At 57.6% G+C, this 22,239-nt stretch carries 19 protein-coding genes; 15 read left to right on the plus strand and 4 right to left on the minus strand.

Annotated elements, in window-relative coordinates; translation table 11 throughout:
- Window positions 1–7: 7 nt before the first annotated feature.
- The gene (gene tauA / locus AC07P6_RS24015) at window positions 8–970 is read right to left on the minus strand and encodes a taurine ABC transporter substrate-binding protein (protein ID WP_478314867.1); all 963 of its coding nucleotides are present in this window, start codon (window positions 968–970) and stop codon (window positions 8–10) included.
- 378 nt (window positions 971–1,348) lie between these two features.
- Between tauA and AC07P6_RS24020 the strand changes: the two genes are divergently transcribed.
- The 6 genes from AC07P6_RS24020 (at window position 1,349) to fbpC (ending at window position 9,143) form a co-directional block, all read left to right on the plus strand.
- Entirely contained in the window at window positions 1,349–1,978 is a 630-nt protein-coding gene (locus AC07P6_RS24020) for a response regulator transcription factor (protein ID WP_182236641.1), read from the plus strand.
- On the plus strand, window positions 1,978–3,519 hold the full coding sequence (locus tag AC07P6_RS24025) for an MASE1 domain-containing sensor histidine kinase (protein WP_304256487.1): 1,542 nt from the start codon (window positions 1,978–1,980) through the stop codon (window positions 3,517–3,519). The genes AC07P6_RS24020 and AC07P6_RS24025 overlap by 1 nt, the downstream gene beginning before the upstream one ends.
- Window positions 3,520–3,603: 84 nt before the next feature.
- Window positions 3,604–4,905 (plus strand): MFS transporter family glucose-6-phosphate receptor UhpC, encoded by a 1,302-nt coding sequence (uhpC, locus tag AC07P6_RS24030; protein WP_142982629.1) that lies wholly within the window; start codon window positions 3,604–3,606, stop codon window positions 4,903–4,905.
- The gene (locus tag AC07P6_RS24035) at window positions 4,905–5,936 is read left to right on the plus strand and encodes an ABC transporter substrate-binding protein (protein WP_182236635.1); all 1,032 of its coding nucleotides are present in this window, start codon (window positions 4,905–4,907) and stop codon (window positions 5,934–5,936) included. The genes uhpC and AC07P6_RS24035 overlap by 1 nt, the downstream gene beginning before the upstream one ends.
- Window positions 5,937–6,006: 70 nt before the next feature.
- The gene (locus AC07P6_RS24040) at window positions 6,007–8,085 is read left to right on the plus strand and encodes an ABC transporter permease (protein ID WP_478314868.1); all 2,079 of its coding nucleotides are present in this window, start codon (window positions 6,007–6,009) and stop codon (window positions 8,083–8,085) included.
- Between the two features lie 11 nt (window positions 8,086–8,096).
- Window positions 8,097–9,143 (plus strand): ferric ABC transporter ATP-binding protein, encoded by a 1,047-nt coding sequence (gene fbpC, locus AC07P6_RS24045; protein WP_478314869.1) that lies wholly within the window; start codon window positions 8,097–8,099, stop codon window positions 9,141–9,143.
- An 89-nt stretch (window positions 9,144–9,232) separates the two neighbouring features.
- Here fbpC and mmuM read toward each other — a convergent pair whose 3' ends face one another.
- Together mmuM and mmuP are read right to left on the minus strand one after the other, a co-directional pair.
- On the minus strand, window positions 9,233–10,165 hold the full coding sequence (mmuM, locus tag AC07P6_RS24050) for a homocysteine S-methyltransferase (RefSeq protein ID WP_478314870.1): 933 nt from the start codon (window positions 10,163–10,165) through the stop codon (window positions 9,233–9,235).
- Window positions 10,152–11,558, minus strand: coding sequence for an S-methylmethionine permease (gene mmuP, locus AC07P6_RS24055; RefSeq protein WP_478314871.1), 1,407 nt, complete (start codon window positions 11,556–11,558; stop codon window positions 10,152–10,154). The genes mmuM and mmuP overlap by 14 nt, the downstream gene beginning before the upstream one ends.
- 353 nt (window positions 11,559–11,911) lie before the next feature.
- On the opposite strand from mmuP, the gene AC07P6_RS24060 reads away from it, so the two are divergent.
- The 4 genes from AC07P6_RS24060 (at window position 11,912) to eutC (ending at window position 17,215) form a co-directional block, all read left to right on the plus strand.
- Window positions 11,912–13,294: a glycoside hydrolase family 28 protein gene (locus AC07P6_RS24060; protein ID WP_478314872.1), complete on the plus strand. Its 1,383-nt coding sequence runs from the start codon at window positions 11,912–11,914 to the stop codon at window positions 13,292–13,294.
- 368 nt (window positions 13,295–13,662) lie between these two features.
- Entirely contained in the window at window positions 13,663–15,042 is a 1,380-nt protein-coding gene (eat, locus tag AC07P6_RS24065) for an ethanolamine permease (RefSeq protein ID WP_478314873.1), read from the plus strand.
- 11 nt (window positions 15,043–15,053) lie between these two features.
- Entirely contained in the window at window positions 15,054–16,442 is a 1,389-nt protein-coding gene (locus AC07P6_RS24070; RefSeq protein WP_478314874.1) for an ethanolamine ammonia-lyase subunit EutB, read from the plus strand.
- On the plus strand, window positions 16,439–17,215 hold the full coding sequence (eutC, locus tag AC07P6_RS24075; protein ID WP_478314875.1) for an ethanolamine ammonia-lyase subunit EutC: 777 nt from the start codon (window positions 16,439–16,441) through the stop codon (window positions 17,213–17,215). Before AC07P6_RS24070 ends, eutC begins: the two co-directional genes overlap by 4 nt.
- 260 nt (window positions 17,216–17,475) lie before the next feature.
- Here eutC and AC07P6_RS24080 read toward each other — a convergent pair whose 3' ends face one another.
- Entirely contained in the window at window positions 17,476–17,619 is a 144-nt protein-coding gene (locus AC07P6_RS24080) for a hypothetical protein (protein ID WP_478314876.1), read from the minus strand.
- Here AC07P6_RS24080 and AC07P6_RS24085 point away from each other — a divergent pair.
- The 5 genes from AC07P6_RS24085 to AC07P6_RS24105 all read left to right on the plus strand — a co-directional run bounded on the left by AC07P6_RS24085 (window position 17,612) and on the right by AC07P6_RS24105 (window position 22,197).
- Window positions 17,612–18,718: an ABC transporter substrate-binding protein gene (locus tag AC07P6_RS24085; RefSeq protein ID WP_180349664.1), complete on the plus strand. Its 1,107-nt coding sequence runs from the start codon at window positions 17,612–17,614 to the stop codon at window positions 18,716–18,718. The genes AC07P6_RS24080 and AC07P6_RS24085 overlap by 8 nt on opposite strands.
- Before the next feature lie 73 nt (window positions 18,719–18,791).
- Window positions 18,792–19,691: a branched-chain amino acid ABC transporter permease gene (locus AC07P6_RS24090; RefSeq protein WP_112214060.1), complete on the plus strand. Its 900-nt coding sequence runs from the start codon at window positions 18,792–18,794 to the stop codon at window positions 19,689–19,691.
- Window positions 19,691–20,740 (plus strand): branched-chain amino acid ABC transporter permease, encoded by a 1,050-nt coding sequence (locus AC07P6_RS24095; RefSeq protein WP_478314877.1) that lies wholly within the window; start codon window positions 19,691–19,693, stop codon window positions 20,738–20,740. The genes AC07P6_RS24090 and AC07P6_RS24095 overlap by 1 nt, the downstream gene beginning before the upstream one ends.
- Window positions 20,727–21,509 (plus strand): ABC transporter ATP-binding protein, encoded by a 783-nt coding sequence (locus AC07P6_RS24100; protein ID WP_182236611.1) that lies wholly within the window; start codon window positions 20,727–20,729, stop codon window positions 21,507–21,509. The genes AC07P6_RS24095 and AC07P6_RS24100 overlap by 14 nt, the downstream gene beginning before the upstream one ends.
- A complete protein-coding gene (locus AC07P6_RS24105; RefSeq protein ID WP_182236609.1) occupies window positions 21,502–22,197 on the plus strand; it encodes an ABC transporter ATP-binding protein in 696 nt (231 codons plus the stop codon). Before AC07P6_RS24100 ends, AC07P6_RS24105 begins: the two co-directional genes overlap by 8 nt.
- Window positions 22,198–22,239 lie beyond the last annotated feature (42 nt).

Here is a 22,239-nt window from a genome sequence, read left to right on the forward strand (position 1 = left end):
GACCTCCTTACTTCACAAAACGGTCGGTAACGTACTGGCTGTAGTCGCTGCCGGCGGCGGGCACTTTGCCCTGCTCTTTCAGGAACTTCGCGGTGTCGATGATGGCTTTATTGACCGGCCCGTTCAGCTCCTGCGCCTGCTGGGCGGCGGTCAGGTAGGTATTGCCTTTCACCAGCCCTGGCACGTCGGCTTGCGGTACGCCGCTTAAGCGCGCCAGCTTGCTGATATTTTCCGGTTGCTTCAGCCACTCGTCAGGGTTGGCGATGTAGGGCTGCTGGGCGTCGATGGCGCTTTTGGCGAAGGCTTTCACAATCTCAGGATGCTTTTCGGCAAAATCTTTACGTACCACCCAAACGTCCAGCGTCGGCGCACCCCACTCACCCACCTGCGACGAATCGGTCAGGACCGTGCCGTCTTTCTCCAGCGCGTTAACCGCCGGAGCCCAGACGTAGGCACCGTCAATATCGCCGCGCTGCCAGGCGGCAATAATCGCTGGGGGTTGCAGGTTGAGGATCTGCACCTGGCCCGGCTTGATACCCCAGTGCTTCAGCGCCGACAGCAGGCTATAGTGCGTCGTGGAGATAAACGGCACGGCGATGCGTTTGCCGATCAGGTCCTCTGGTTTGGTGATGTTCTTCTTCACCACCAGCGCTTCGGAGTTACCGAGCTTTGAAGCCAGCAGGAACACCTCAATCGGCACCTGTTGGGTGGCGGCGACCGCCAGCGGGCTGGAGCCGAGGTTGCCGATTTGTACGTCACCGGAAGCCAGCGCCCGCACGATGCTCGCGCCGCTGTCAAACTTGCGCCAGTCGACGGTGGCCCCGCTCTCTTTGGCAAAGGTGTTGTCCGCCTGGGCGACTTTCGCCGGCTCAGCGGAGGTCTGATACGCCACGGTGACGTTAACCGCCTGCGCCTGGAATGCCGCGAGAGCCAGGGCGGCAATAAGAGTGATACGCGATGATAGTGCCATAGTGTCTGCTTCCCTTATCCCCGTCATACTTCGAGTAGCATGTGCGTTGGCTGCACTTGTTCCTCCCTGTCACATAGTTATCTATGCTCCAGGAATGCCCAAGTTTGCCGCCTTCCTGCTACTCGAATTATTTAGGGGTATGAATGTGTATAGATGCAGTATTTCCGGCGCGATGCGTTTGATGAAGTAATTAAAAATTCTTGCTAAGAACAAAGTGTTTTTAGAAAAAAAGCGGCAATGGTTAGTTAATCTTCACAAAAACCGCCACCGCGCTTTTATTGCAATTTCGTTACATTCGTTACATATCCACACCCCGACGATTGCCAGCGCAGCGGCGGCAGGCATCATAGGGCCATGATCCGCGAAGAGAGTAGAAACATGATTCGAGTGGTGCTGGTCGATGACCATGTGGTGGTGCGTTCCGGTTTTGCACAGTTGCTCAGCCTCGAAGAAGACCTCAACGTTGTTGGCCAGTTCAGCAGCGCGGCACAGGCGTGGCCAACGCTATTGCGCGATGACGTCAACGTGGCGGTGATGGATATCGCCATGCCGGATGAAAACGGCCTGAGCCTGCTAAAGCGCCTGCGCGCGCAAAAGCCGCAATTTCGCGCCATTATTCTGAGCATTTATGACGCGCCCACCTTTGTGCAGAGCGCGCTCGATGCCGGGGCCAGCGGTTATCTCACTAAACGCTGCGGCCCGGAAGAGCTGGTGCAGGCGGTACGTTCCGTCGGGATGGGCGGTCATTACCTGTGCGCCGATGCGCTACGGGCGCTGCGCGGCGGCGCAAAACCGGCGCAGGTGCTGGAAGTGCTCACCCCACGTGAACGCGAAGTGTTTGATTTACTGGTCAAAGGCGACAGCGTCAAGGAAATAGCCTTTAAGCTCGACCTCAGCCACAAGACGGTGCACGTCCATCGCGCCAACGTGTTGGGCAAGCTGCAATGCCAGAGCACGATTGAGCTGGTGCACTTCGCTCTCGACCACCAACTGCTGGCAGGGCATTAATGTCGCGCGGCCTTCGCCACCGGGTCATTTCGCTGTTCATTGTACTGGCCTGGGGTAGCGGCTGGCTGATGCTGTGGACGCTCGGTTTTTACCTGACCCATAACGGCCAGCAGGCGGCGCTGTTTCTGCCACACGGCGTCTATCTGGCGCTGCTGATCCTGCTTTCCCGCCGCTACTGGCCCGCGCTGGTGCTCCCCCCCATGCTGATGCTGTTCTGGCTGCACAGCGAACAGTTGCTTAACGGCTACACCTTGCTGGCCGCGCCGCTGATTAGCCTGCTCCCCGCCGGTCTGGCGCAACAGTTCTGGCACCGTTTTCCTCTTTACTGGCAGCGGCTGACGCTGCTGCTGGCCACGGTCAGCGTAAGCGCATTACTCAACACCGCGCTGCTCTCGCCGTTTGTGAAAAGCCCGGCAATGATGCTTGGCCTGGCCTCGTTTACCGGCGGCGTGCTGCTGACACCGTTTGTCTATCTGATTTTTGAATTCCTGCGCCAGCAGCACCGCTATCATCTGCTGGGTCTGGATACGACCAATCCGCCGCTGCGCACCTCGCTAATTATCTGGTGCAGCCTGTTTTTTATCATCGGTATCGGCACCCAGATGGTGTTGTCGCCGGAAATTGAACGCCTGCTGCTGATCGTCGTCTTTCTGCCAAACGTGGTGATGGCGTGGAAGTTTGGCTGGCAGGGCGGCGTGCTCTCCGGCCTGCTGGGCAGCATGATGATCACCATTGCCCGCCAGGTTGGTGTGGGGTTCAACAATCTGGTTGAACTGGAGATCTTTCTGGCAACTCAGGCACTGCTCGGCATCGGTTTGGGGATTGCCATCAGCCGCCAGCAGCATCTGGCGCAAAACCTGCACCACTACCGCCAGCGGCTGGAAGCGGAGCTGGCGGCACGACGCGCGCTGACCGAAAAGCTGATCCATACCGAAGAGGACACGCGCAAAAATCTGGCGCGCGAGCTGCACGACGAAATAGGCCAGAACATCACCGCGATTCAAATTCAGTCACAGCTGGTGAAACGGGCGCGCGATCCGGCGCAAACCCAGGCCGCCGCTAGCCAGATTAACGATCTCGCCCGGCGTATCCACCACTCCACCCGCCAGCTACTGCGCCAGCTGCGCCCACCCGCCCTTGACGAACTGTCGTTTAAAGAGGCGCTGCACCACCTGCTCAACGAATTTGCCTTTGCCGAGCGCGGCATCTGCTGCCGCTTTGACTATCAGCTTAGCGCCACCCCGGAGAGCGAAACGGTACGCTTTACCCTCTATCGGCTGCTGCAGGAGCTGCTCAATAACGTCTGCAAGCACGCCGAGGCCAGCGAGGTTGCCATTACCTTGCTTGAGCAGGGAAAGTCGTTGCGCCTGGAAGTCAGGGATAACGGCGTCGGTATCAGCGCCGACAAAATTGCCGGATTTGGTATTCAGGGGATGCGCGAACGCGTCAGCGCCCTGGGCGGCGAGCTAACGCTGGAATCACGGCACGGCACGCGAGTAATTGTTAACTTGCCCACAAATTTGCAACAAACAACCTGCTAACCAGGAAAAAGTCTTAGTCACTGCGGACTTTCTCTCATCCCCTTTCAATTTCACTTTCTTATAGTCAGCAAAACGGAGACGGCTATGCACGCACGCTCAGCAACCGACATCAATCAACAATACCGGACGCTACGTCCACAACTGCTGATGTGCATGATCATCGGGTATGCCGCGTTTTACCTGACGCGCAAAAGCGTTAACTACGTGCTGCCAGCGCTGCAAACGGATCTTGGTCTGGATAAAGGCGATATCGGCCTGCTGGGATCGCTGTTTTATCTCACCTACGGCCTGTCGAAGTTTACCGCCGGACTGTGGCACGACAGCCACGGACAGCGCTGGTTTATGGGCGTTGGCCTGTTCGCCACCGGTCTGTTGAACGTGGTGTTCGCCTTTGGCGAGTCGCTGACGCTGCTGCTGGCGGTCTGGGCGCTGAACGGATTTTTTCAGGGCTGGGGATGGCCACCCTGCGCCCGGCTGCTGACTCATTGGTATTCGCGCAACGAACGCGGCTTCTGGTGGGGCTGCTGGAATATGTCTATCAATATCGGCGGAGCAATTATCCCGCTGATTAGCGCCTTTGCCGCCCACTGGTGGGGCTGGCAGGCGGCGATGCTGGCACCGGGGATTATCAGCATGGCATTAGGCATCTGGTTAACGCTACAGCTGAAAGGAACGCCCCAGGAAGAGGGATTGCCGTCGGTGGGAACCTGGCGTAACGACCCGCTGGAACTGCGTCAGGAGCAGCAAAGCCCACCGATGGGGCTCTGGCAGATGCTACGCACCACGATGCTGAAGAACCCGATGATCTGGCTGCTGGCCATCTCTTACGTGCTGGTCTATCTGATCCGCATCGCGCTTAACGACTGGGGCAACATCTGGCTGACGGAGAGCCACGGCGTGAATCTGCTCAGCGCCAACGCCACGGTGATGCTATTTGAAGCGGGCGGCCTGCTCGGCGCGCTGTTCGCCGGTTGGGGTTCGGATCTGCTGTTCAGCGGCCAGCGGGCGCCGATGATTTTGCTGTTCACGCTGGGGCTGATGGTTTCCGTCGCCGCGCTCTGGCTGGCCCCGGTGCATCACTACGCGCTGCTGGCGGTCTGTTTCTTTACGGTGGGCTTCTTCGTTTTTGGCCCGCAAATGCTGATTGGCCTCGCGGCGGTGGAGTGCGGACACAAAGCGGCGGCGGGTTCAATCACCGGTTTTCTCGGCCTGTTCGCCTATCTGGGGGCAGCGCTGGCGGGCTGGCCTCTGTCGCTGGTCATTGAACGCTACGGCTGGTCGGGCATGTTTAGTTTGCTCTCGGTCGCCGCAGTCCTGATGGGTTTATTGCTGATGCCGCTGCTGATGGCGAGCATTACTACCTCTCCTGCTCAAAGGATAAAATAATGAAAAAAACTCTGGTCACTACTCTGATTGCTTCCGGCATTGCGCTGGCGACGTTAAGCGGCGCGGCGCACGCCAAAGGTCGTCTGGTGGTCTACTGCAGCGCCACCAACGAAATGTGTGAAGCCGAAACCAAAGCCTTCGGCGAAAAATATGATGTGAAAACCTCGTTTATTCGCAACGGTTCCGGCAGCACGCTGGCGAAGGTCGATGCCGAGAAGAAAAACCCGCAGGCGGACGTCTGGTACGGCGGTACCCTCGACCCGCAGTCCCAGGCCGGTGAAATGGGCCTGCTGCAACCCTATAAGTCCCCCAATCTTGAGCAGGTGATGGAGCAATTCCGCGATCCGGCGAAGCTGAAAGGCAACTACACTTCGGCGGTCTACGTCGGCATTCTCGGCTTTGGCGTGAACACCCAGCGCCTGAAAGAGAAAAATCTGCCGGTGCCCAAATGCTGGAAGGACCTGACCAAACCGGAATATAAAGGCGAAATCCAGATTGCCGACCCGCAAAGCTCCGGTACCGCCTACACCGCGCTGGCAACCTTCGCCCAGCTGTGGGGGGACGATCAGGCCTTTGATTACCTGAAGCAGCTCAACGCTAACGTCTCCCAGTACACCAAATCCGGTATTGCCCCGGCGCGTAACGCCGCCCGTGGCGAAACGGCCATTGGTATCGGTTTCCTGCACGATTACTCACTGGAAAAAGAACAGGGCGCGCCGCTGGAGCTGATCTCTCCGTGCGAAGGTACCGGCTATGAAATTGGCGGCATCAGCATCCTGAAGGGCGCACGCAACCTCGACAACGCCAAACTGTTTGTCGACTGGGCGCTGTCAAAAGAGGCCCAGGAGCTGGCGTGGAAAAAAGGCAAGTCTTATCAGATCCTGACCAACACCACCGCCGAAACCTCACCAAACTCGCTGAAGCTCGACGACCTGAAGCTTATCAACTACGACATGGATAAATACGGTTCTACCGAAGTCCGTAAGCAGCTTATCAATAAGTGGGTTAGCGAAGTGAAGATGGGTAAATAAGCCCACATTTTGCGGTTAATGCCCGGTGGCGCTCACGCTTACCGGGCCTACACACAACACCGGAAAACTTATGTCACACACACTTGCACTCCATCCCGTGAAAAAACGGGATGCGATATTCCTTTGGGTTTTGTTCGGCTGGCTGGCGTTCGCCCTGCTGCCGAGCTGGAGCCTGGATTACGGTCTGCTGGAGTCCACGAGCGATGAAATTTTCGCGGCCTACGGCTGGTCACAGTTCAATATCAGCTGGTTATGGTATTTGCTGCCGAGCCTGCTGCTGATTCGTCCATGGCAGGAAGCCAGGCGCGAGCAGCGCAGCCGTCATTATCTCGACGCTGGCTGGGCGTTCTGCTGTATGGCGTTTATCGTCATCAGCGCCACCGTGGAAGGCCGCGGGTTAGGCTACGCCACCATCGTGCTGTTTGTGGCGCTGGGCGCGATAATGACCCTGGCGCTGACCCGCCTGGAATGGCTGGGCGGCGACCGCTTTGTGATTGGTTCGCTGGTCACCATCGTGGCGTTGATTGGCGTGTTTATCGTCTGGCCGAGCATCGCTATTTTCATCCCGATGTTCACTAACGACGCGGGCGAGTTTGCTCCGCTGGCGTTTATGGCCGTGCTGTCGCAGGCGCATATCGTGCAGGTGATCCTCAACTCCATCGCCCTGTCGATGGCGGTGGGCGTTGGCTGCACCTTCTTTGGTCTGGTACTGGCGATCTACACCACCCGCATCGCCAAACGCAGCGCGATTATTGGCCGCATCTTCTCCATTCTGCCGATTGTGACCCCGCCGTTTGTCGTCGGTCTGGGCGTGACGCTGATGATGGGGCGTTCCGGCTACATTACCGAATTGATGGTCGACTGGTTCGGGCTGACCAACACCAACTGGCTGTACGGGTTTACCGGCATCTGGCTGGCGCAGGTACTGGCGTTCACCCCGATGGCGTTTATGATCCTCGATGGGGCGATTAAGACCATTCATCCGTCACTGGAGGAGGCGTCGTACACCCTGCGCGCCAGCCGCTGGCAGACCTTTAACGGCGTCTTCGTTCCGCTGCTGAAACCGGCGCTGGCGAACGCCTTTTTAATCGTCATCGTCCAGTCGCTGGCCGACTTCAGTAACCCGCTGGTGCTCGGCGGCAACTTTGACGTGCTGGCGACGCAGATCTACTTCTACATCACCGGTTCGCAGCTCGATTATCAGGCGGCGAGCACGCTTGGCGCATTCCTGCTGCTGTTCTCGCTGCTGGTGTTCTGCATTCAGTATATGTGGATCGGCAAGCGCTCTTACGTCACCGTTTCCGGTAAGTCCTACCGTGGCGACGTACAACCACTGCCGGTGACCCTGGTATGGAGCGTGATCGCCATTCTGGCGGTGTGGATCGCCTTTAACGCCCTGCTCTACGGCAGCATTTTCTACGGCAGCTTCACCGTCAACTGGGGCGTGGATTACACCCTGACGCTGGATAACTTTATCAAGCTGTTCGGCCAGGGAATGAGCGACGGGGCATGGCCTTCGCTGCTCGACACCCTGCTGTACGCCGGGATTGCCGCGCCGATCACCGCCGCCTTCGGGTTACTGATCGCGTGGATCGTGGTGCGCCAGCAGTTTAAAGGCAAAAAGACCATCGAGTTCACCACCATGCTGTGCTTCGCGGTACCGGGCACCGTAGCGGGCGTTTCCTATATTCTCGCCTTTAACAGCGCCCCGGTGTACCTCACCGGTACGGCGGCGATTGTGATTATCTCGATGGTGATGCGTAACGTACCGGTGGGCATTCGCGCCGGGATCGCCGGTCTGGGGCAGATCGACAAGTCACTGGACGAAGCGTCGCTTAGCCTGCGCGCCGGTTCTCTGCGCACCATTACGCATATTCTGCTGCCGCTGCTGCGTCCGGCGATCCTCTCGGCGCTGATCTACAGCTTTGTGCGCGCCATTACCACCGTCAGCGCCATTGTGTTCCTTGTCACACCGGATACCCGCGTGGCGACGGCTTACATTCTGAACCGCGTGGAAGACGGTGAATACGGCGTGGCGATCGCCTACGGCTCGATTCTGATCGTAGTGATGCTGGCGATTATTTTCATCTTTGACTGGCTGATCGGGGAAGCTCGTATCTCCCGTTCAAAAGCCAAAAACCAAGCGTAATGGAGCGCACTATGAGTCAGAAAAATTTTGTTGAGCTGCGCAACGTCACCAAGCGATTCGGCAGCAATACGGTTATCGATAATATCAATCTCACTATCCCGCAGGGGCAAATGGTAACCCTGCTCGGCCCTTCCGGTTGCGGCAAGACGACCATTCTGCGCCTGGTGGCCGGGCTGGAAAAACCGAGCGAAGGACAGATTTTCATTGATGGCGAAGACGTCACTCATCGCTCTATTCAGCAACGCGATATCTGCATGGTGTTTCAGTCTTACGCCCTGTTCCCGCATATGTCGCTGGGGGATAACGTCGGCTACGGCCTGAAGATGCTTGGCGTGTCGCGCAGCGATGTGAAGACGCGGGTGAAAGAAGCACTGGCGATGGTGGATCTGGAAGGATTCGAGGACCGCTATGTCGATCAGATCTCCGGCGGCCAGCAGCAGCGCGTGGCGCTGGCGCGCGCTTTGATCCTCAAGCCGAAGGTGCTGCTGTTTGATGAGCCGCTAAGTAACCTCGACGCCAACCTGCGTCGCAGCATGCGCGATAAGATCCGCGAACTGCAAAAGCAGTTTGATATCACCTCGCTGTACGTCACCCACGATCAGAGCGAAGCCTTTGCGGTTTCCGATACCGTGCTGGTAATGAACAAGGGGCATATCATGCAGATTGGATCACCGCAGGATCTTTATCGTCAGCCCGCGTCGCGCTTTATGGCGAGCTTTATGGGCGATGCCAACCTGTTCCCGGCCGCCTTCAGCGCGGATTTTGTCGATATTTATGGTTATCGGCTGCCAAGACCGCTGCATTTCGCCGTCCAGGGCGAAGGCACCGTCGGCGTACGCCCGGAGGCGATTACCCTGAGCGATCGCGGCGAAGAGAGCCAGCGCTGCGTAATCCGCCATGTGGCCTATATGGGACCGCAGTATGAGGTAACGGTGGAGTGGAACGGGCAGGAGCTCTTATTGCAGATTAACGCCACCCGCCTGCAGCCAAACGCCGGAGAGCAGTATTACCTCGAAATCCACCCGTACGGGATGTTTGTTTTAGCGGATGCTGGGTGATTGATGCCGGGTGGCGCTTACGCTTACCCGGCCTACGGTTTGTGCAATTTGTAGGCCGGGTAAGGCGGAGCCACCACCCGGCATTATTCTCAGCGCTGCGCGTTCAATTCAGCAATATCCTTCGGCGTCGTGCGGCAGCAACCGCCAATCAGCTTCGCGCCCGCCGCCAGCCACTGGGGTAAATATCCCTCCAGCGTGGCGCACGCTTCGCCGTGATGGTGCCAGGTTTTGGTTACCGGGTCATAGTGTTCGCCGGAGTTCGGATAAACCACCAGCGGCAGCGCCGTCAGGCTATGCAGATGCTCCAGCGCGGCAGTAGTATTTTCCAGGGCAATACAGTTAATTCCCAGCGCCACCACCTGCGGGTAGTCTGCCAGCATGGCAACCACTTCCCGCAGCGGCGTGCCATCGCTGAGATGCTGTGCATCGCGCAGGGTAAACGAGAACCATGCCCGCGCGCGCGGATAGGCGGTTAGCAGTTCAGCCAACGCCTTAATCTCGGCAAAATTCGGCATGGTTTCACAGGCCAGCAGATCGGCCCCGGCGTCCAGTAGCGCTTCTACGCGCGGACGATGGAACGCCTGAAATGCTTCGTAGCTGCGGACGTAATCGCCGCGATACTCCGAACCATCCGCCAGAAATGCGCCGTACGGTCCAACAGACCCGGCTACCAGCAGCGTGCCCGCCAGCGGGTTTTCGGCAAGATATGCTTCACGCGCTTTGCGGGCCAGCTCTACGCTTTTGCCAATCAGCGCTTTCGACTGAGCTTCGTCCAGCCCACGGGCGGCAAACCCCGCCGGAGTGGCCTGATAGCTGGCGGTGATCGCCACCTGCGCGCCGGCGCGGAAATAGTCGAGGTGGACTTCGCGAATAAGGTCCGGATTGTCGACCAGCACTTTCGCCGACCACAGGCTATCGGCAAGGTTACAACCGCGCGCTTCCAGCTCCGTCGCCATCGCGCCGTCCAGCAGGACAAAGGGCTGTACGTCAAGGATGGCGGTTAACGGATTATTCTGCGACATGTTGAGGCTCCTGGGTGAGTTTCCGTGAACGAGTCAGATAATACGCACCATAACACAGTGCCACGAACGGGATCCCGCACCACAGTGCAATCCTCTGACTCGGGTCAAACGCCAGCCCCACACAGGCCACCAGACACAGAACAAATCCCAGCACCGGCACCAGCGGATACCACGGCGCGCGATAGTGCAGCTCGCTGAGCGCCTTCCCCTGCTGAATGTGGCGACGGCGGAACATAAAATGCGAGGCGCAGATGCTCAGCCATACCGCCACCACCGCAAAACCGGAGATCGCCGACAGCGCGACAAATACCGTATCCGGGGCAATTACGCTGGAGAACAGCGCCAACACGCCGCCGAGCATACTCACCGAAATCGCCGTCAACGGTACGCCGTTTTTGGTCAATTTCGTAAAACAGGCCGGTAGCGTTTTTTCATTGGAGAGCGACCACAGCATCCGCCCGGAGGCATAGAGGCCGGAGTTAGCCGCCGACAGAATCGCCGTCAGGATCACGAAATTAAAGATATCCGCCGCATACGGAATGCCGACTTTCTCGAACACCAGCACAAACGGGCTTTTCTCCACCCCCGCCTGCTGCATCGGGATCAGCGCCGCCAGCACGAATACGGTGCCGATAAAAAAGATAATCAGTCGGGCGATAGTGGTGCGAATAGCCACCGGAATGACTTTATGCGGATTTTCAGTCTCACCCGCAGCAATACCGATAAGCTCGGTGCCGGAGAAGGCAAAATTCACCGCCACCATGGTCATCAGGATCGGCAGACCGCCGTGTGGGAACCAGCCCTCAGCGATGATGTTCGAAAGCCCAGGCGCGGGGGAACCATCCTGCATGGGAATAAAGCCGAAGATCGCCGCGCCGCCGAGGATAATAAAGGCAATGATGGTGACCACTTTCACCAGCGAGAACCAGAATTCACCTTCGGCAAAGAAGCGGGTCGAAATCACGTTGAGGGCGAAAATCACCACGCAGAACACCACGCACCAGATCCACACCGGCACCTGCGGGAACCAGTACTGCATACAGAATCCGGCGGCGGTAAAGCTGGAACCCAGCGCCACCGTCCACGTTAGCCAGTACAGCCACGCCACGGTATACCCCGTCGCCGGGCCGAGGTAGCGTGCGGCATAGACGTGAAATGCGCCGGTTTCCGGCATCGCTACGGATAGCTCGCCCAGACACTGCATCACCAGCCACACGACCAGCGCGCCAATCAGGTAGGCCAGCAGCGTCCCCGCCGCCCCGGTGGTGGAGATGATATAGCCGGTATTGAAAAATAGCCCTGTGCCAATAACGCCACCCAGCGACAGCATAATCAGGTGACGAGTTTTCATGGTGCGCTTAAGTTGCCCACCTTGTTGTTGTGTTGTTTGCATATTACCTTCTAAGCGTATGGACATCTAAACATCCAAATGAAGGTTCGTTATACCGTGCCCACCGTAAAATTGCAAAGCTACCAGTCTGATCATCTATAACCAAAATAATTCGAGTTGCAGGAAGGCGGCAAGAGAGCGAGTCCCCAGGAGCTTACTGGAGTAAGCGACTGGGGTGAGCGAGTGCAGCCAACGCACAAGCAACTTGAAGTATGACGGATATATGCATCCGCCCAAATCATCAATGCCGCGTATGGGCAGAATACCGACAAATTGCAAACCGTGATCGCCGCACCCACAAAATCAAAACAATGGTGCTAATTTTACAAAACAACAAACCATAAAAGGATAATTCTATGTCAACCCGCACCTTACCTCTGTGGGCCGCCGCTGTAGCTGTCGGCATTTTGCCGCTGCATGCCGCGCAGGCCGCCACCTCGGTTAAGTTTCCCGATAAAGTCTGCAACATTACTCAGTACGGCGCTGAAGGCCATCGACTGCAAATCGCGCTCAATACCGACGCGATTCAAAAGGCGATTGATGACTGCGCCGCCGCCGGAGGTGGGACGGTACTGGTGCCGAAAGGTAACTTTCTGACCAACCCGCTGTTCCTGAAGAGCAATATTCAGCTCAAGCTGGAGAAAGACGCGACTTTAGTCGCTTCTACCGAAGTTGCCGCTTACCGTGGCGATGACAAAACTAAATACGCCGAAGCGGAAAATGGCTGGTTGCCGTTTATCAGCATTGCTGATGCGCAAAACGTGGCTATCGTCGGCGAAGGTACCATCGATGGTCAGGGCGCGGTGTGGTGGGAGCGCTGGCGTGAGAATATCCGCGCGACAGGCAAAAAAGGCGGCACCGATCGGCCACGACTGATTTACATCACCCGTTCCAGCAACGTGCTGATTGACGGCGTGACCCTCACCCATTCACCCAGCTTCCACGTAGTCACCCGCTACGCGCACGATGTCGATATCAACGGCACGCGTATTCTTTCGCCGTGGCATGCGCCGAATACCGACGCCATCGACCCTATTGATAGCCAGAATATCCGTATTACCAACAACTATATCGACTGTAACGACGACCATATCGCCATTAAGGCCGAGAAAGCTGACTCGCGCTTCCCGGACGGCGTGGTGGATAATATCTATATCGCCGATAACACCCTGAAGCAGGGGCGAGGGATCTCCATCGGCAGCGAGAGCGCGGGTGGTGTGAACAATGTGCTGGTGGAAAATAATACCTTTGAAGGTTCGATGTACGGTATCCGCATTAAAAGCCCGCGCGGTAAGGGCGGCGAGGTGAAAAACATCGTTTACCGTAATACCAAAATGCATAACGTCGAAGTCCCGCTGGTCTTCTCCGCCTATTACAAAGCCGCGCCGATTGTGCAGGCCGAAGTCGATAAGCTGCTACAGGCGGGCGGATTTACCCTCGGCGAACAGATCTATCCGCCGGACAGCGATCCGAAACAGCCGTTCGACAAATACAAAACCCCGCACTTCAGCAATATCACCGTTGAGAACTTAACTTCGACTGGTGCCAGCAAAGCGGCAGCCTACATTATCGGCACCCCGGAAGCGCCGCTGAGCGGTTTCCATTTTACCAACGTCAATATCGAAGCCGCCCACGGCCTGCGCATTCGTAATGCCGAGCTGGAGACCAAAGGGCTTAATCTGCAGGTGAAAGAAGGCCCGGCGATTCAAAAAGACGCGGGGGCCATCGTTCACCAGTAACGCTACATTTGCGGGCAGCTGCACCACGGCGACTCTTCCGCCGGGTGTGGTCTGCCCTTTTTTTGATCGTCACTGGCTTAGAGCCTATCCCAGTAGGCGTAATCGTTGCAGGCAGTTTGGACACGGACAGCGCGCAAGAACCGGAGCGTACACGTAGTACGTGAGGATGATTCGCTCCGCTCACCCTTCGGGCCGCCCTGAAGGGCGTTCAAAACTCGGTGAGTTTTGTCTGAGCACTGCCCAGGGCCAAACTGGCAAATAAGATAGCCCTAATGGGATAGGTTCTTAAACCACAGCGTTTATAAGTGGTATGACCTGGCACTCTCTTTGCAGTCATCTGGATATCTTTATCTGGCGAGGCAACGAAAATGACAGAGCAAACCACAACGCTAAAAAGAACGCTCGGCAGTTTCCGCTTATGGGGGATTGCCGTGGGGCTGGTTATTTCCGGGGAGTATTTCGGCTGGAGCTACGGCTGGTCCCAGGCCGGGACGCTGGGCTTTATGATTGTCGCGCTGGCGATTGCCGCCATGTATTGCGCCTTTATTTTTAGCTTTACCGAACTGACCACCGCTATTCCGCATGCAGGCGGGCCTTTTGCCTACGCCTACCGCGCTTTTGGCCCGACCGGCGGCTTTATTGCCGGCTTCGCGACCCTGATTGAGTTTGTCTTTGCCCCGCCCGCCATTGCCATGGCTATCGGCGCCTACCTTAACGTACAGTTTCCGGCGCTGGACCCAAAATGGGTGGCCTGCGGCGCTTACCTCATATTTATGACGCTGAATATTCTCGGCGTCGGGATCGCCGCCACCTTTGAGCTGGTGGTCACCCTGCTGGCCATCTTCGAGCTGCTGGTGTTTATGGGCGTGGTTGCCCCGGGCTTCTCCTGGAGTCACTTTACGGCTAACGGCTGGGCGGGCGCGGAGAGCTTCAGCGGCCTGGCGCTGCCGGGCATGTTTGCCGCAATCCCATTTGCTATCTGGTTCTTTCTGGCGATTGAAGGCGCATCGATGGCCGCCGAAGAGGCTAAAGACCCGCAGCGCACCATTCCCCGAGCGCTGGGCGGCGGCATTCTGACCCTGACCGTACTGGCAATTGGCGTGATGGTCTTTGCCGGGGGCGTCGGCGACTGGCGGACGCTGTCCAATATCAACGACCCGCTGCCGCAGGCGATGAAAATGGTGGTTGGCAACAGCAGCGGCTGGCTGCATATGCTGGTGTGGCTGGGGCTGTTCGGCCTGGTGGCGTCGTTCCACGGGATTATTATGGGCTACTCACGGCAGATTTACTCCCTGGCGCGCGCAGGCTATCTTCCCGCCAGCCTGGCAACGCTGAACCGCCGTACCCGCACGCCGCATCTGGCGATCCTCGCAGGCGGCGTGGTCGGTATCGCCGCCATCTTCTCTGATTCGCTGATCACCATTAGCGGGATGCCGCTGACCGCCTGTATCGTCACGATGTCGGTATTTGGCGCTATTGTTATGTATATCACCTCGATGGCGGCGCTGTTTAAACTGCGCCGCAGCGAGCCGAAGCTGATTCGCCCGTTCCGCGCACCGCTCTACCCCTGGGCACCCGCCTTTGCCCTGGCGATGGCGGTACTCTGCCTGGTGGCGATGGTCTGGTACAACCCGCTGCTGGCGCTGATTTTCGCCGCCATGATGCTCGGCGGCTATCTGTGGTTTCGCAAGACCGCAGGTGCCCGCGCGAGCGCGGCGGTAGATCCGCAGCTGCGCACGATCTCCTGAGGAGTCGACACATGTATAAAACCACGCTATCGGGCCAAGTATGGCGTTTTGATAGTCTGAAGACACTGATGGCGAAAGCCTCCCCGGCACGTTCCGGCGACGCGCTGGCGGTGGTTATCGCCGAGTCTGCCGAAGAGCGGATGGCGGCAAAAATGGCGCTGGCGGAGGTGCCATTGACGGAAATTCTCGCTAATCCGCTGATTCCCTACGAGCAGGATGAAGTGACCCGGCTGATACTCGATACCCACGACAGCCAGGGCTTCGCGGCGATTCGCCATCTGACGGTCGGCGATTTTCGCGACTGGCTGCTCGATGATGCCACCGACGAGGCGGCACTACGCCAGGTCGCAAGGGCGATAACCCCGGAGATGGCGGCGGCGGTCAGCAAGCTGATGCGTAACCAGGATCTGATCCTCGCCGCCAGCAAATGCCGGGTCGTCACGCGTTTTCGCAACACTATTGGCCTGCCGGGGCATCTCAGCGTGCGCCTGCAGCCGAATCACCCCACCGATGATATGAAAGGGATCGCCGCCAGTATGCTCGACGGCCTGCTGTACGGCGCGGGGGATGCGGTGATCGGTATTAACCCGGCCAGCGACAGCCTGCCGGTACTGGCACAGCTTAACCATATGCTCGACGATATTATTCAGCGATTCGCTATTCCCACCCAGTCGTGCATTTTGACCCACGTCACCAACACCTTACAGCTGATTGAGCGCGGCGCGCCGGTGGATCTGGTGTTTCAGTCGGTGGCCGGTACCGAGGCCGCCAATAGCGGTTTCGGCATTAATCTGGCGCTGCTGCAGGAGGCCCGGGAAGCGGCGCTCAGCCTGAATCGCGGCACGCTCGGCAACAACGTGATGTATTTTGAAACCGGTCAGGGCAGCTGTCTTTCCGCCAATGCCCATCACGGCGTTGATCAGCAGACCTGCGAAGCCCGAGCCTATGCCGTCGCCCGCCATTTTGAGCCGCTGCTGGTCAATACGGTGGTAGGCTTTATCGGCCCGGAATATCTCTACGATGGCAAGCAGATTATCCGCGCCGGGCTGGAAGATCATTTCTGCGGCAAGCTAATGGGGCTGCCTATCGGCTGCGACGTCTGCTACACCAACCATGCCGAAGCGGATCAGGACGACATGGATACCCTGCTGACGCTGCTGTGCACCGCCGGACTGACCTTCCTGATCGGCGTACCGGGGGCTGACGATATTATGCTCAACTATCAAAGCACCTCGTTTCACGATGCCCTGTATGCCCGCCGCCTGCTGGGTTTAAAACATGCGCCGGAGTTTGCCGACTGGCTGGCGAAGATGCAGATTATTGACCGCCACGGCGCGCTGCGTCTGACCGATGCCCGCCATCCGCTACTTTCCGTCCTGCCGCAAGGAGCACCGGTATGAATCCTCCCGACGCCTGGAACCCGCTGCGTGAATTTACCGATGCGCGGATTGCGCTGGGTCGTAGCGGCGCGAGCCTGCCGACCCGAGAAGTGCTCAATTTCGGCCTCGCTCACGCCAGGGCGCGCGATGCCATCCACCAGCCCTTCGCCAGCGAGCAGTTAGAACAGTCGCTGGCGGATTTAGGCCTCTCTTCGCTGACCGTCCACAGCGCCGCCAGCGATCGGCATGTTTATCTGAATCGCCCGGATCTGGGACGACGCCTGAACGATACGAGCCGCGCCGATCTGGCCGCCAGCGGCGTGCGTCCCGCCGACCTGCTAATCGTGGTTGGAGATGGGCTGTCGTCATACGCCGTGCAGCGTCAGGCGCTGCCGCTGATCCGTGCCCTTCTTCCCTATCTGGAAACGCTTGGGTTGAGCCTTGCTCCGGTGGTGCTCGCGCACCAGTCGCGGGTCGCGCTGGGCGATGATATTGGCGAAACGCTGAAGGCCAGAGCGGTAGCGATTCTGATTGGCGAGCGGCCGGGGCTCTCTTCGCCGGATAGCCTTGGCGTTTATTTGACCTGGCAGCCGCATCGTCAGCGGCTGGAGTCGGAGCGCAACTGTATTTCCAATATTCGCCCGGAGGGGCTGAGCTATGATGCCGCCGCATTTAAGCTGGCCTGGCTGCTGGAGCAGGCCTTTTTACGACGGCTAACCGGGGTGCGCCTGAAAGATGAAAGCGATAATCCGGCGCTGCATGGAAAAATAAAACCTTTGAGCCAATTAAAATAATTGGCCACGCGAGCAGAAGAATAGATTTTTAATATTCCTGGCGCAGCTGAATATTATATTCTGGCACGTGCTGAAATTGCGGGTTTTGTAGGCCGGGTAAGGCGTCAGCCGCCACCCGGCAAATTGCGAGCGCCGTAGCCAAAATAGTTTTGTCATCACTCTCATATCCTTCCCCTGTAGGTAATAAGAATATTGCATGAGTAAAAATGAAACGAACGTTGTAAGGTAAATCTGTATACCAAATATATCTCGTTATCTATTCAAAATAACAACCAATAATTCGCCAACTCATGTGGCGAATTATTTCTCAATGTTATGCAGTCATTGATGGTTAAAGATAAATAATCGACCGACGGTGAGGTAGCAATGAAAAAATTTTCCGGGAAAGCGTCTTTAATGGCCACGCTGGTTGCCGCGTTGATCGGGGCGAATAGCGCACAGGCGGCTGAAATTAAAATCGGCGTAGTATTGCCGCTGAGCGGCGCGCTGAGCGGCTACGGGCAGCCATCACAAAAAGGGCTGGATATTATTCAGAGCATTACCCCGACATTAAAAAATGGCGATACCGTTAAGCTTATTGTGATTGACGATAAGAGCGACAAGGTTGAAGCCGCTAATGCCATGCAGCGCCTGGTTTCCAGCGATAAAGTCGACGCGGTGATCGGCGAAGTCACCTCCTCCAATACCCTGGCGATGACCAAAATCGCCGACGACAGCAAAACGCCGCTGGTCTCCTCGACCGCCACCAACGACCGCGTCACCCGCAACCACCCTTACGTTAGCCGGGTCTGCTTCTCCGACAGCTTCCAGGGCGTGGTTGGCGCAAACCTCGCCTCCCGCGACCTGAAAGCCAAAACCGCCGCCATCGTCTTCGACAGCAGCAACGACTACTCCGTCGGCCTGGCGAAGGCCTTCCGCACTCAGTTCCTGAAAAACGGCGGCACCATTCCTATCGAAGTTCAGGCCCCCGGCGGCAGCAAAGACTTTAAAGCCCAGTTGGCCAGCGTGAAAGCGAAGAACGTCGACATGATTTATATGCCGATTTACTACACCGAAGGGGCGCTTATCGCCGTACAGGCGAAACAGCTGGGGCTGAGCAAACCGGTGGTCGGCGGCGATGGTCTGGCGGCGGATCAGGTCTTTTTTGACGTCGGCAAAGATGCGGTCAACGGCTATATGACCACCGACTACTACTCGCCGAACGCCAAAGAGCAAACGCCAGCGGGCGAGGTGTTTATCAAAGCCTGGGAAGCGAAATACCAGCAGCCGACCCATACCTGGGGCGCAATGGCGGCGGATGCGTATAACGTCATTATCAACGCCATGAACCAGTGCAGCGACCCGCACGACCGGGTTTGCGTTAACGAAAAAATTCGCGCCACCAAGGACTTCCAGGGCGTGACCGGCACCCTGACGTTGCAAAACGGCGACGCTATCCGCAGCGCGGTCATCAACGAAGTGAAGGATGGCAAGCTGGCGTTCCGTACCGTAGTCAATCCTTAACCCCGTCATACTTCAAGTTGCATGTGCGTTGGTTGTCACTCGAATTATTTAGGGTAGATAAGAGAGATATTAGATGGATGGTGCCATTTTTCTCCAGCAAGTGGTCAATGGAATGAGCCTCGGGGGCATGTACGCCCTGATTGCCATCGGCTATACGATGGTTTACGGGGTGCTGCGCCTGATCAACTTCGCCCATGCGGACGTCATGATGGTCGGGGCGTTTACCACCCTGTTTTTATTTTCTTCTATTGGGCTACCCTTCGGGGTAGCCGTTTTCCTGACTCTCGCGCTGTGCGGCCTGTTCGGGATGCTTATCGACCGGGTGGCCTACCGTCCGCTGCGCCAGGCATCAAAAATCTCGATGCTGATCACCGCCATCGGCGTCAGCTTCTTCCTCGAAAACCTGTTCAACGTGCTGTTTGGCGGCAGCTCGCGCTTTTTCGCCGCCCCGGAATTCTTCAACAACACCCGCGCCTTTGGCGACGTCATTATCACCAACGTGGCGTGGATCGTACCGCTGATTACCGTTCTGCTGCTGCTGGCGATCCTCTGGCTGCTGTACCGCACTCGCTACGGGATGGCGATCCGCGCGGTGGCTTTCGACGTCAATACCGTGCGTCTGATGGGCATCGACGCCAACCGTATTATCTCGCTGGTGTTCGCTCTCGGCAGCAGCCTCGCGGCGCTGGGCGGGGTGTTCTACTCGATTAGCTATCCGACCATCGACCCGCTGATGGGCGTGCTGATTGGCCTGAAAGCCTTTGCCGCCGCGGTGCTTGGCGGGATAGGCAGCGTTACCGGCGCGGTGTTAGGCGGTTTTATTCTCGGTTTTACCGAAGTGGTCGCGGTTGCACTATTCCCCGAACTGGGCGGCTACAAAGACGCCTTCGCCTTTATGTTCTTGATTCTGGTCCTCTTATTCCGCCCGGTTGGCATTATGGGCGATGAACGTCTGGAAAGGAGCCGTTTCTGATGCTCAACGCGACAACGACCGCCGGGGCGCAGCTGCGCAACCTGGTCATTATTGTTATCTGTATTGCGCTGCTGGCCGGGATCAACGTGGTCTTCAACGACTATATTATTCGCGTCATCAGCACCATTTTTGTCTTTATGATCCTCGCGGTCAGCTACAACCTGATCAACGGCGTCACCGGCCAGCTGTCGCTGGAGCCCAACGGCTTTGTGGCGGTCGGCGCTTACGTCACCGCTTTATTGATTCTCTCTAACGACAGCAAGCTGGATATGTTTGAGATGGCCGCTCCCAGCCCGTGGATCCTCGTGCTGCACGCCAGTTTCCTGCCCGCGTTGCTTATCAGCGGCCTGTGCGCGGCGGCGCTGGCGGTGTGCCTTGCCTTGCCGGTATTCCGCGTACGCGGCGACTACCTGGCCATCGTCACCCTCGGCTTCGGCTTTATTATTAAAATCCTCGCCATTAACAATCCGCAGATCACCAACGGCGCGATTGGCCTCAACGACATCCCCCAGCAGCCGCATCTGCTGTTCTGGTGCGGGCTATTCGCCCTGCTGGCGACCGGGATGATTTTGCAGCTGGTGTGGTCGAAATACGGGCGAATGATGAAAGCCGTGCGCGACGATGAAGACGCCGCCATCGCCATGGGGGTATACACGTTTCGGATTAAAACCTGTGCTTTCGCCACCAGCGCATTCTTTGAAGGGATCGGCGGCGGCCTGCTGGCATCACTGCTGACCACCATATCGCCGAACCTGTTCGACTTTATGCTCACCTTCCAGTTGTTGATTATTATCGTTCTCGGCGGTCTCGGCAGCACCACCGGCGCGCTGCTCGGTACCGTGCTGGTAGTCGGCAGCGGCGAGTGGCTACGCTTTCTCGACCAGCCACTCCAGTTCTTCGGTCACGATCTCGGGGCATATCCGGGACTGCGAATGGTGGTGTTCTCGCTGCTGCTGCTGATCATCATGCTGTTCGCCCGCGAAGGTCTGCTGGGCAAAAAAGAGATTTGGCAGGTGGGTAAAAGGGGCCGTGGCTATGGCGCAAAATAAGGTCATTTTACAGGTGCAGGACGTTACCATGCAGTTCGGTGGGCTGCGAGCCATCGACAACGTCAGTTTCCACGTCGACGAGGCGGAAATTTTTGGCCTGATTGGCCCCAACGGCGCGGGGAAAACCACCATGTTCAACGTGATTACCGCCAACTATAAACCGACCAGCGGCAGCGTGACCCTGGCGGGAAAATCGTTGAAAGGGCTGAAGCCGAACCGGGTGGTCAACGCCGGGATCGCCCGCACCTTTCAGAATATCCGCCTGTTTAACTCGATGACGGTATTAGAAAACGTGATGGTTGGCCTTGATAGCGCCAGCCGCTATTCACTACTGGAAGCGGCGCTGCATATTGGCCGCTATTTCCCCGCTGAACGAGCGGCGAAGGCCAGGGCGATGGCGATTCTGGACGATATCGGCATCGCCCATTTCGCCGATATGCAGGCCACTAACCTCAGCTACGGCAACCAGCGTAAGGTCGAGATCGCCCGCGCGCTGGCGACGTCGCCTAAATTATTGCTGCTCGATGAACCCGCAGCCGGGATGAACCCGAAAGAGACGGAAGATCTGGCGGATCTGATCTTCCGTATGCGTGACGACTACCAGCTCAGCGTGCTGTTGATTGAGCACGACATGCCGTTCGTCAACAAGCTGTGCGAGCGGGTGATGGTGCTGGAGTACGGCAAACCGCTGTTTAGCGGCCTGATGTCCGAAGCCATTGAGGATCCGGAGGTGATTTCCGCTTACCTGGGGGACGTCCGTTATGCTTAGCGCGCGCGAATTAAAAGTGTTTTACGGTGTGATTCAGGGACTGAAAGGCGTTGATATTGATATCAACGACCGGGAGATCGTGACCTTAATCGGCAGCAATGGCGCGGGGAAAACCTCAACCCTCAACGGTATCGTCAATCTGGTGCGTTCCACAGGGCGGGTGAAGTTTCTCAACGAGGATATTTCCCGCAGCCAGACGCACCAGATCGTGCGTCGGGGGCTGGCGCTGGTACCCGAGGGGCGGCGCATCTTCACTAACCTGACTATCGAAGAAAATCTGCGCATGGGGGCTTACAACAATCTCGCCGGGTTTACCCGGCTGCGCGATCGGATGTACAGCCTGTTTCCCCGGCTCAAAGAGCGGCGTAATCAGATGGCGGGCACCATGAGCGGCGGCGAGCAGCAGATGCTGGCTATCGCCAGAGCGTTAATGAGCGAACCGGTTTTACTGATGCTTGATGAGCCAAGCCTCGGGCTGGCGCCGAAAATTGTCGGTGAGCTGTTCGCGACGATTAAGCAACTGCGGGAGGAGAATATTACCGTGCTGCTGGTAGAGCAGAACGCCACGGCAGCGTTGACTATCGCCGATCGCGCCTATGTGCTGGAGAATGGGAAGATTATGCTCTCCGGCCCGGCCCCGGAGGTGCTGGCGAATCCGGAAATTAAGCGGATGTATCTCGGCGGTTAACACGAAAAACAAAGCTGTTCATGGCTGCGGCATCGCTTCCTG

This window comes from Klebsiella sp. GFKo11, assembly GCF_056490265.1.

Excerpts from the sequence above, each read along its gene's own strand:
- tauA (WP_478314867.1), bottom strand. The coding sequence starts at position 970 with ATGGCACTATCATCGCGTATCACTCTTATTGCCGCCCTGGCTCTCGCG.
- AC07P6_RS24020 (WP_182236641.1), top strand. The coding sequence starts at position 1,349 with ATGATTCGAGTGGTGCTGGTCGATGACCATGTGGTGGTGCGTTCCGGT.
- AC07P6_RS24025 (WP_304256487.1), top strand. The coding sequence starts at position 1,978 with ATGTCGCGCGGCCTTCGCCACCGGGTCATTTCGCTGTTCATTGTACTG.
- uhpC (WP_142982629.1), top strand. The coding sequence starts at position 3,604 with ATGCACGCACGCTCAGCAACCGACATCAATCAACAATACCGGACGCTA.
- AC07P6_RS24035 (WP_182236635.1), top strand. The coding sequence starts at position 4,905 with ATGAAAAAAACTCTGGTCACTACTCTGATTGCTTCCGGCATTGCGCTG.
- AC07P6_RS24040 (WP_478314868.1), top strand. The coding sequence starts at position 6,007 with ATGTCACACACACTTGCACTCCATCCCGTGAAAAAACGGGATGCGATA.
- fbpC (WP_478314869.1), top strand. The coding sequence starts at position 8,097 with ATGAGTCAGAAAAATTTTGTTGAGCTGCGCAACGTCACCAAGCGATTC.
- mmuM (WP_478314870.1), bottom strand. The coding sequence starts at position 10,165 with ATGTCGCAGAATAATCCGTTAACCGCCATCCTTGACGTACAGCCCTTT.
- mmuP (WP_478314871.1), bottom strand. The coding sequence starts at position 11,558 with ATGCAAACAACACAACAACAAGGTGGGCAACTTAAGCGCACCATGAAA.
- AC07P6_RS24060 (WP_478314872.1), top strand. The coding sequence starts at position 11,912 with ATGTCAACCCGCACCTTACCTCTGTGGGCCGCCGCTGTAGCTGTCGGC.
- eat (WP_478314873.1), top strand. The coding sequence starts at position 13,663 with ATGACAGAGCAAACCACAACGCTAAAAAGAACGCTCGGCAGTTTCCGC.
- AC07P6_RS24070 (WP_478314874.1), top strand. The coding sequence starts at position 15,054 with ATGTATAAAACCACGCTATCGGGCCAAGTATGGCGTTTTGATAGTCTG.
- eutC (WP_478314875.1), top strand. The coding sequence starts at position 16,439 with ATGAATCCTCCCGACGCCTGGAACCCGCTGCGTGAATTTACCGATGCG.
- AC07P6_RS24085 (WP_180349664.1), top strand. The coding sequence starts at position 17,612 with ATGGCCACGCTGGTTGCCGCGTTGATCGGGGCGAATAGCGCACAGGCG.
- AC07P6_RS24090 (WP_112214060.1), top strand. The coding sequence starts at position 18,792 with ATGGATGGTGCCATTTTTCTCCAGCAAGTGGTCAATGGAATGAGCCTC.
- AC07P6_RS24095 (WP_478314877.1), top strand. The coding sequence starts at position 19,691 with ATGCTCAACGCGACAACGACCGCCGGGGCGCAGCTGCGCAACCTGGTC.
- AC07P6_RS24100 (WP_182236611.1), top strand. The coding sequence starts at position 20,727 with ATGGCGCAAAATAAGGTCATTTTACAGGTGCAGGACGTTACCATGCAG.
- AC07P6_RS24105 (WP_182236609.1), top strand. The coding sequence starts at position 21,502 with ATGCTTAGCGCGCGCGAATTAAAAGTGTTTTACGGTGTGATTCAGGGA.